Genomic DNA, 9,604 nt, shown 5'->3' with positions numbered 1-9,604 from the left:
CTGGAGTGACCGAAGAGCATTCAGAAAAAGCATTTGGGTCGATGCAGGGAGCCTGGAGTGACCGAAGAGCATTCAGAAAAAGCGTTTGGGTCAATGCAAGGGGTCTGGAGTGACCGAAGAGCATTCAGAAAAAGCATTTGGGTCGATGCAGGGAGCCTGGAGTGACCGAAGAGCATTCAGAAAAAGCGTTTGGGTCAATGCAAGGGGTCTGGAGTGACCGAAGAGCATTTAGAAAAAGCATTTGGGTCGATGCAGGGAGCCTGGAGTGACCGAAGAGCATTCAGAAAAAGCATTTGGGTCGATACAGGGAGCCTGGAACGACCGAAGAGCATTCAGAAAAAGCATTTGAGTCGATGCAGGGGGGCTGGAGTGACCTCTAATCATAATCTGAAAAAAGAGACATGGCCGTCATGTCTCTTTCCCTTTTGCTTAAGGACTACTTCCGCTGAGCAGCCAAGAAAACCTTCTGTGCCGCTGCTACTCCTGCCCCAGGTTCGAAGGAATAGGAGAAATCCTGCAACCCAGCTTCGATTAGCGAAACGGCTTGAAGGATATCGCTTGGGAAGCAATAACCCATATGGCCAAATCTGAAAATCTTCCCTTGCAGGTGACCAAGACCGCCTGCAAAATCAAGGTGATACTTCTCCTTTAAATGCCCAATAAATGTTGGGATTTCTATGCCTTTTGGAGCGCATATAGCCGTGATTGTCGGGGACGCATATTCATCGGATGTCAATAGTCCTATAGAAAGAGCTCTCATGGATTCACGAACCATATTTTTCATTAGTTCATGCCTAGCAACTGTTTGTGAAAAGCCGCCTTCTTCATCAATTAAATCACAAACAGCGGAAAGTCCAAAAATCAATGAAATGGCAGGGGTGTTAGGTGTCATCCCTTTCGACGCCCACTCCCGATAGCTTAGTAGATCTAAGTAATAAGCAGGTTTAGTCGTTTCCTCTATCACTTTCCATGCCCTATCGCTGACGCTTAAAAGTGCAAGGCCAGGAGGCAGCATCATCGCTTTTTGCGACCCTGTTACTAGAATATCAATTCCCCATTGATCCATTTCCGCTGGCGCACCGCCAAGACAGCTGACTCCATCGACGATAAAAAGCGCGTCGGAATGGGTACGAACCACCTTTGCCAATTTTTCAATTGGGTTTAAGATACCGGTTGAGGTTTCGTTATAGGTTGCAAAAACAGCCTTTACATTCGATAAAGGTTTTAGAAACTCAATAAGCTCATCCTCTGTACAAGCCTCGCCCCAATTTTTTTCAAGCTTATGTACGTGGAACCCATATTTCTCACAAATAGAGACGAAATAATTGCCAAAGGCGCCAACCGTGATGACCACGACCTCTTCGCCTGGGGAAACGGTATTGACCGCTGCTGCTTCTAGTGCTGCTGTACCGCCTGATGGCAGTAGTAAAATATCTTGCGCCGTTCCGAAAATAGGTTTTACCCGATTGGTTGTTTCTTGATATAAACGAACAAATTCTTCCGTGCGATGACTAATCATATCGTGGTTCATGGCAAGCTGGACCTTTTTGGGGATTGGAGTTGGTCCAGGATGTCTTAGTATATTTGGATACATGTGTTTTCCTCCATTTTTTTCATAGATTCAATATATTATTACTTCTCGTTGTATAGTTCAGTATCCTTCTTTTTTGTATAGAAAAAAGGCTTGAGGATTTCCTCAAGCTACCTTTAGAAAGCACCGGATCCACCGCCGCCTCCACTTGTTCCCCCTCCCGAACTGGAGCTCCCGCCGCTGGTGCTGCTGCTTGCTGAGTCATTAGCGGAACGAAATTTAGCAGAAGTGTCAGGTCCGATAAAGGCAATGGCGTAGAATCCAACCGTATCATCATAATAATCGTTATCTGAAGTGAGGGCTTCTATTAGTGCATCGTATTTTCGATCGATTTCTTTGCTGCTGATTCCGAGTCCGTAAATATAAGCGCGCATCTGATCGTCTTCCGACCAGATTTCCCACTCATCTTGTGTTGTTTCCTTAAAGCGAGTCTTAAATTGTTTCCATTCGTAGGCAATCTTGGCACCCTCCCAGTTTTTTGGACGATAGACAATCGCGTAGATAACCACTGTAAAAAACAATAGAAGTGCAGCGAAAAATGTGCCTAGCAGATCATAAATCGGGAAAAGGAATAGAAATGGCAGCAGCAATACACTGGAAAAGCCGACTAGTAATCGATAGACCTTTTTGTTTTCATAGAGGGAGCGGTCTACGACTTCTTGTTTAACTGCCTGCAGCCACTCTGCTTGAAATAGGCGGTATCTATCATGATTTAACTTGTTTTTTGAAAAAGCTGTTAAGTCGTCAAAGCTAAAGGTATTTTTCGAGCCAATTTTATCAAAAAGCCACTTCATTAACACAGTTTCATGCTTTAAAGGGCTTTTTGCGTTTATAAGTTGGAAGCTGTCGATTGACGCTTTTTTCACATACCCTTGTCGCACCAAATCTAGTAATCCAGCAGCCATGGCTTGTGGTGGTAAATAGCCATTGTTTGTAAAGAAAATCGTTGCTGGCAAACTCATGATTTGCTTTGGTACGTTATGAAACTTGGTGCCTTCCCGTAAGAAATCATTTGTTTTGGCTCGTGATGTCAGCCAATCTCTACCCATTAATAGCAGTAGAATAATGATGAATGCTGGAATTCCTATCGTGCTAATCGTTGAAAGGGTATCTCTTGTAGCTTCATCTGCCTCAGCTTGGTCTATCAATTCTTGCTGTGCCTTAAGGATTTCCTCTTTCATTGGCTTAACTGCGGTTTTAGGCGCAGCCGGGAAAAGGCTAGATGGATAGGCCACGCGGATATCCCCATTGGTCCCGTCAGGAACATACCCTAACTGAAAAAGGACGGACCCATCCTCCTGTATGGTTTCAGTGTTATTGGCTGCATCATAACCGAAGGCAATCACATCGTCCGTCGGATTAGGTGGATGAATGGTGATCGTCAGATTTTCATAGGAGGATTCATTTCGATCATCAAAAAACGGCCAGTAAAATTGGGCAGCATCCTGATAGATCTCCATCCCGTTTTCAATCGTGTAATGAAGCGTTACGGTAATGGTTTCATCCGCTCCTTTTCGGTGTACTTTATAGAGGTCATCCTCTTTTTCAACCCGCAAAGACTCACCCTGTTCCGTTGCGGTAAATTGGCTGATGGCTGCTCCTTCTTTCGGAATGATTTCACGGGTAATCCCGTTAAAATCACCGTCGAATTCATAGGTATGAGTTTCTTCGACTTTCACATCCCCATTATCTTGCAGGTAAGCGTCCATGTTAACATTGGTAATGGAATATTCCACAGCCAAACTTTGGAGTGGAAAAATAAATAACAAAGCAAGGAATAGTAAGCTAGTAAACCACTTTTTTAACATGTGCGTCACCTTCTTTCCTAGTAGTAATACGATTGAAAGTGGTAAGGGTTTCAAAAAAAAAAGATCCGGCAAATGCCGAATCAACAAAAGGGGTCATGAAAAAGGGTAAATTGGCTGTCCTCTTCCTGTATTTAATTCTATCTTTTAAATGTAAATTCAATATTAATTTAACGTTAAGAATCTATTAATCATGGTGCCTGTCACCATTTATTCATTTATACATAGATTAATGAATATTAAAGGGTGATGGTGTGTGTTTTGTATGGAGATTTTGTGGACATACATATAATGTAAGGATTTTCATAAATTATTATAAAGGGGGTGTTGTGATGGGTAAGGAGTTTACGAATAGTAATTCTATAAGGATGGCGGCTATTGCAGGTTCCATTATTGGAATTGTTGGTATTGGAGTCATCACCAAAAACGTATTATTGGGATCAGTGATTCTCTTGTTGGCGGCGATTGCTTTCCTTTTGTTTCTTTATTACGGAAGTGATACAACAGTTATCTGTCACGAAAAGGGCTTCACGGTAAAGATTGTGAGTAGGGGTAAGGGGATGTCCCTCCATGAATACGGTTGGGAAGAGGTCAAGGAGACACAATACTATGATAATGAAAGCGAAGAAGATCATCTGACTACTCGGCGTATGCTGGTTAAGACGGCAAGCGGTCCTGCGTTTAATCTCTATGCAATGAAAGGCTTTGATGAACTTATTTCCATTTTTAATCAAAAAACCAGCCATTTGCCTTATGTATGGAAGAAACCGAGAGAAATGTCTAACATCTATACAAAGCAGGAACGCAGCTTTTCCTAACCAACAGGAGGTGAATACTCCTGTTTTTTCATGTTTGTTTTAATTTTAAACTTTCACTATAATCATAATTAAAACTGTAAACATGGGAGGCAGCGGCATGCAACGATTAGCGGTTTATTGTGGTTCAAGTCTGGGTGCTTCTGAGGCTTATAAAACAGGTGCGATTCAATTAGGAAAAGAACTGGCGAAACGGAATATAACGTTGGTGTATGGCGGTTCAAGTATCGGTCTGATGGGTGCTGTCGCAAATACGGTGTTAAGTGAAGGCGGGCATGCGATTGGTGTGATTCCTAGATTACTTGCGGAGCGTGAAATCTCCCATAAGGGGTTAACAGAATTGATCACTGTGGAAACTATGCACGAGCGGAAAGCAAAAATGATGGAGTTGGCGGATGGATTTGTCGTCCTGCCTGGCGGGACGGGAACGTTAGAAGAGTTCTTTGAAGTCTTCACTTGGGGTCAGATTGGTTTGCACCAAAAGCCATGCGGCCTTCTTAATATCAATCATTATTATGAACCGCTGATCAGTCTGTTTAATCATATGATCGACCAGAGATTTCTCCAGGAAAAATTCCGCGCGATGGCGATTATCGAGGATGAGCCTGCTGCCTTACTCGATAAATTCCTAAACTATGAGGCTCCACCAATCAAATCATTTGAGTAACATTAATGTGAGACCAAATCCATCATGGATTGGTCTCTATTTATTTCTCAGAGATGTTGAAACGGACGGTTATTCCAATTAATGTTAATATAAGTAAACGTAAATAACAGAAAAATAGTTTGGGGGTTCCCTATGATGAAAGTAGTTTTAGCTGGCGGAACAGGCTTTATTGGCGACTATTTTAAGAAAAAATTTACTGAGCTTGGATATGAGGTGAAAATCATATCAAGGCAGCCTCTGAATATTTCTTGGGATGATATACCTGGCATCATAAACGCTTTAGAAGGAGCGGAACTTCTCATTAACCTAGCAGGGAAATCGGTGAATTGTCGATACAATGAGAAGAATAAGAGTGAAATCATGAACTCAAGAATCAAGACGACGACGATATTAGGAGAGTCTATCCTCGCTTGTAAAAATTCACCTAAGGTTTGGATGAATTCCAGCACGGCAACAATTTACCGTCACGCAGACGACCGTCCGATGACCGAGGAAAATGGGGAAATTGGATCAGGATTTTCAGTTGATGTTGCAAAAGCGTGGGAGAAGGCGTTGTTTGCCTTTGATCTGCCAAAAACACGGATCATCGCCCTCCGAATTGCGATTGTTCTTGGCAAAGAGGGTGGAGTCATGACACCTTATCGAAATCTTGTGAAGTTTGGGCTCGGCGGGGTTCAGGGGACAGGAAAACAGAAATTCAGCTGGATTCATATTGAAGATTTGTTCCAAATTGTCCTTTTTCTAAAGGAAAGAGAAGACCTAAGCGGGATATTTAATTGTGCTGCACCGAATCCAGTTAGTAACCAAGAGTTTATGAGATTAATAAGAGATAAAATGAAAGTGCCATTTGGGGTGCCTTCCCCAAAATGGTTACTTGAACTAGGTTCCGTCCTCATTCGAACAGAAACGGAATTGGTGTTAAAAAGCCGCTGGGTTATTCCAGAACGTTTGGAACGAGAAGGGTACATATTTACCTTTGATACACTCAATAACACCTTGGCGGACATTCTAAACTAAATGATGGTTTCCTTTTTGTATGCAGCCAAAATAAATGATGCTAAAAGTGGCTCGGTGTAAATATCCAGAACAAAACAGTATTCCGCAATCCTACAGTTTTACTATTATTCCCTATTGGGGGGAAAAACCTTACAAAGTCTTTTTTTAGCAGAAAAACAATCCCGACTGGTATAATTGGAATAAGTAAATTGTACTAAAGGTGGAAGAACATGATTAAAATCATTTCAGATAGTTCAGCAGATTTACCAAAGGAATTAATAGAGAAATATGATGTTACTTTAGTGCCATTGACGGTAACGATAGAGGGTACCGACTATTTAGAAAAAGTTGATCTTACCCCGCAGGAATTCTTCACAAAAATGTTTTCAACCGAGGTCCTTCCGAAGACGTCCCAGCCCTCGCCTGCCTCTTTTGCTGAAGCATTCTCCCAATTCGGTCCAGATACGGAAATCCTTTGTTTTACCATTTCATCTGGACTCAGCGGTACCTATCAATCCGCTTGTATTGGAAAAGACCTATCCAATGCCAAGGTTACCGTATTTGATACACTGGCGGGTTCACTCGGGCATGGTCTGCAAATTATCCGTGCAGCCGAACTTGCAAATCAGGGGCGTACAGTCGAAGAGATTGTAGCTGATCTTACCAAGTACCGGGAAAATATGAATATACTTGTTCTTTTAAATACATTAGAGAATATTGTGAAAGGCGGCAGGCTTAGTAAATTTCAAGGCTCGCTGGCAAAAATCCTCAACATCAAGGTACTGCTAGAAAGAGTTGAGGGCGGAAAAGTAGAGATTTTTGAAAAAATACGCGGGAAAAAGAAGTTCCAAAAGCGAGTGCTTGATGTCATCCAAGAAAGAGGCACTGATTTTTCTGCCATTATCTTTGGAATCACTCACACTGGAAATGAAGAAGATGCGAAAGCCATGAAACAGGAAATTATCGAGAGATTCCATCCAAAAGAAGTCATTGTCAATTACATGGGTGCCACAATGGGAACCTATGCTGGGAAAGACGGCATGATTATATCGTTTTAACGTAAAGCCCTTGAATGATCTTGAAAATGATTCAGGGGCTTTTTCATATTGTCCAAGCATGCGGAATGTTATTTGAATATACTATCTCAAATCCCACCTTTTATGAAAATGGGTTTTCGAAAGGATTCCCAGAAAATTGGAGTGTTTACCAATGAGCATTTACCCAGAACCAACAAAAAACTTTTTAGAACCATGTTGTATTTGCGGCCAATTTAGTGTTGCCGGGAAGTTTCTTTAATCGTTGGAAAGAAAAGGGCTTTGGTCCCATTGGGCTTGTTTAGAATGGTTGGTCCAAATTGAAAAACATAATTATGATCGTGACGAAGGGGAAAAATAGTATTAATCTTGGTGGGATTTCACTTTGTTCAGAGTCATTCCGTTATAGTACTAAAAATGGAAATTTGGATGTAATAATAGAGTGGGAGAGATGGGAATATGAAAAACTTAATGGTAAGTTAGGGGAGCTACTAGAAAACTATTTTGTTCGTATACATATAGTGGTTGAAGAATAAATTCTTTTCTCCTTCGACAATCTTAGCACGATAGATAGTGAGAAAAACCGTGCTGCTCTTGGTATCAACCTTTAACCCTTTGTGGCAGTTTTTGTAACTGTGCCATAAAAAACACTCCAAGTCCTCGACAAAAAATTTCCCGGAGAATATCCAAAGTTCGTTTTTTAAAAGGGGTTAGGGCATTTTTAATTAAATGATTGGTTAATAAAAAATACAGGTTGTTCACGTCGATTTTGCGCGAAAATGAAAAGACGGATCTATTTGTGTATGTTGAAATATGAAATATAGATAACAGGTCAGGAGAGGTGCGCAAATGGCAAAAATAGTAGCATTAGTAGGAGATTATTGGCATGATGGTGAGGCTGCACAGGCAGGTTTAGAAGCAGCCGTCAAACGATTACCGAACAAGGATGAAATTGAACTTCAGTACATTACCTATGAGGAAGTTTCAACTGTACTCGATAATAAACCAGAACTATTTATCAATGCGAGAATGAACAAGCTTAACCCAAAAGACGAACATGTAGTTACGTGGTTATCGGAGGTATTGGATCAAAAGATAGAAAACTATGTCAATGAGGGCGGCAGTGTCCTAGCTTGGCATGCTGGTCTGGCTGGATATTCTAGTGAGAGCTCCTATACTCAAATGCTCCGAGGATCTTTTGATTACCATCCACCTGGACTTCAAGAAGTTACATATAAAGGCAATGATACAACATTTACTATTTCCGATGAACTTTACTTTGTACATTGTGATAAGGCAAATACAGAAATATACCTTCGGAGTACGGGGGCTTATGGGGATACTATCGCAGGATGGAAGCATTCCTATGGAAAAGGAAAGGTGTGCTGCCTTACTCCTGCTCACACCAAAGAAGGGCTGTTAAATGAAAATGTCTCAAGCTTGTTGGCTGAAAAAATAAAATGGCTGGTATCTCATGAGTAAAAAAAAAAGATTCGGCCGGTTGCCGAATCTAAAAGAAATCTATAAAAGGGGGTTATGGAAGAGAGAATAAAAAGGTTGTCCTCTTCATGTATTTATCTTACCCCTTAAGTATGAACAAACTATGAACAAAGGTTTAAGGTTCTATTAATTTTGGTGTGCCACTAGTTTTGCCTTTACGCCTTCATGCGTTCGGGAAGATTTTGAATCGATTGGACCACCATATCCAGCTTCGACTCTATCCGATATAGCAAATAGAGGGTGACCACGATTGGAAATCCTACCTCGCTGATGAGAGGGATCATTTGCTCCACGAGCTTTCACTCCTTTCTTTTAATAAGGCTGTTTTCAGTAAGATTGTTGTTAAAATCTTAAAGAAAAGAGCCTTTAATAAAGGCCGGTTTCCAATGGAACCCGGCCTTCTACTCTATTAAACAATTTCATATTCAGTTACATTGCGATCAATGACTCGTGCTCCCTTAACAGAAGCGTAATTTCCGTTTTTAGAAGTAAAAACGCCAGCCGCGATCATTTCCTCCATTGCCTGCTTCACTACTGCTTCTTCAATCGGTTCTTTCGGATTTTCTACCGATATACGAGCAGATTTACCAAACTCGGTAACAAACTCTAACTCCAATGTTTTAGCCATTTCATTCACCTCCTATTCTAGTTAATTTTTCTATTACGCTAGTAGTTCAGAGTTGTCGACTCTCTCGATATTGCTGAGAGTATCGCTGGACAAACCAATAAAGGCCTGTGCCGCTTGTAAAAGTTGGTCGGGAGTTGCAGATTTCTGGATATTACTGAAAGTCTTCGCCTTTAGAAGCGGTTTGCCTTCGTCATCCATGCCCACCTGAAACACCAACCGTAATTTGGATGTTGCTATCACTGCTTGTGCCATCGTGATCACCTCCTTTCACCCTTTATATATAAAAAAGTAGGCAAAAAGGACATGGTCATGGAAAATAAATTTACTAGTATCAGCTGGAGTGACCGAGGAGGGGGATGAAAAAGGATTTGGGTCAATGCAGGTGGTCTGGAGTGACCGAAGAGGGGGGATGAAAAAGGATTTGGGTCAAAGCAGGTGGTCTGGAGTGCCCGAAGGGGTGGATGAAAAAGGAATTGGGTCAAAGCAGGTGGTCTGGAGTGACCGAAGAGTGGGATGAAAAAGGATTTGGGTCAATGCAAGTGGTCTGGAGTGACCGAAGAGGAGGATG

11 protein-coding genes are annotated in these 9,604 nt (G+C 41.6%); 6 read left to right on the top strand and 5 right to left on the bottom strand.

Annotated elements, in window-relative coordinates; genetic code table 11:
• Positions 1-436 precede the first annotated feature (436 nt).
• The gene (locus J2Y03_RS28675; protein ID WP_310200675.1) at positions 437-1,594 is read right to left on the bottom strand and encodes a pyridoxal-phosphate-dependent aminotransferase family protein; all 1,158 of its coding nucleotides are present in this window, start codon (positions 1,592-1,594) and stop codon (positions 437-439) included.
• Positions 1,595-1,707: 113 nt separating this feature from the next.
• Positions 1,708-3,399, bottom strand: a complete 1,692-nt coding sequence (locus J2Y03_RS28670; protein WP_310200673.1) for a DUF2207 domain-containing protein — start codon at positions 3,397-3,399, stop codon at positions 1,708-1,710.
• A 329-nt stretch (positions 3,400-3,728) separates the two neighbouring features.
• Here J2Y03_RS28670 and J2Y03_RS28665 point away from each other — a divergent pair, with 329 nt between their 5' ends.
• The 6 genes from J2Y03_RS28665 to J2Y03_RS28640 all read left to right on the top strand — a co-directional run bounded on the left by J2Y03_RS28665 (position 3,729) and on the right by J2Y03_RS28640 (position 8,390).
• On the top strand, positions 3,729-4,214 hold the full coding sequence (locus J2Y03_RS28665) for a hypothetical protein (protein ID WP_310200670.1): 486 nt from the start codon (positions 3,729-3,731) through the stop codon (positions 4,212-4,214).
• 97 nt (positions 4,215-4,311) lie between these two features.
• The gene (locus J2Y03_RS28660) at positions 4,312-4,878 is read left to right on the top strand and encodes an LOG family protein (RefSeq protein WP_132094914.1); all 567 of its coding nucleotides are present in this window, start codon (positions 4,312-4,314) and stop codon (positions 4,876-4,878) included.
• Positions 4,879-5,010: 132 nt separating this feature from the next.
• A complete protein-coding gene (locus J2Y03_RS28655) occupies positions 5,011-5,895 on the top strand; it encodes a TIGR01777 family oxidoreductase (RefSeq protein WP_310200668.1) in 885 nt (294 codons plus the stop codon).
• Positions 5,896-6,104: 209 nt separating this feature from the next.
• Positions 6,105-6,932, top strand: coding sequence for a DegV family protein (locus tag J2Y03_RS28650; RefSeq protein WP_310200666.1), 828 nt, complete (start codon positions 6,105-6,107; stop codon positions 6,930-6,932).
• Positions 6,933-7,228: 296 nt separating this feature from the next.
• Positions 7,229-7,444 carry a hypothetical protein gene (locus J2Y03_RS28645; protein ID WP_310200664.1) on the top strand — a complete coding sequence of 72 codons (216 nt, stop codon included), beginning with the start codon at positions 7,229-7,231 and terminating at the stop codon, positions 7,442-7,444.
• 313 nt (positions 7,445-7,757) lie between these two features.
• Positions 7,758-8,390 (top strand): ThuA domain-containing protein, encoded by a 633-nt coding sequence (locus J2Y03_RS28640; RefSeq protein ID WP_310200662.1) that lies wholly within the window; start codon positions 7,758-7,760, stop codon positions 8,388-8,390.
• Between the two features lie 173 nt (positions 8,391-8,563).
• Here the strand turns inward: J2Y03_RS28640 and J2Y03_RS28635 are convergent, their stop codons facing one another.
• The 3 genes from J2Y03_RS28635 to J2Y03_RS28625 form a co-directional block, all read right to left on the bottom strand.
• Positions 8,564-8,701, bottom strand: a complete 138-nt coding sequence (locus tag J2Y03_RS28635) for a YvrJ family protein (RefSeq protein ID WP_034673739.1) — start codon at positions 8,699-8,701, stop codon at positions 8,564-8,566.
• Positions 8,702-8,817: 116 nt separating this feature from the next.
• Positions 8,818-9,036: a DUF2922 domain-containing protein gene (locus J2Y03_RS28630; protein ID WP_310200660.1), complete on the bottom strand. Its 219-nt coding sequence runs from the start codon at positions 9,034-9,036 to the stop codon at positions 8,818-8,820.
• A gap of 33 nt (positions 9,037-9,069) precedes the next feature.
• Positions 9,070-9,288 (bottom strand): DUF1659 domain-containing protein, encoded by a 219-nt coding sequence (locus tag J2Y03_RS28625; protein WP_310200658.1) that lies wholly within the window; start codon positions 9,286-9,288, stop codon positions 9,070-9,072.
• Positions 9,289-9,604 lie beyond the last annotated feature (316 nt).

It is taken from the genome of Neobacillus niacini (genome assembly GCF_031457145.1).
GTDB lineage: Bacteria > Bacillota > Bacilli > Bacillales > Cytobacillaceae > Neobacillus > Neobacillus niacini_J.
This window is presented reverse-complemented; position numbering and strand designations above follow the sequence as displayed.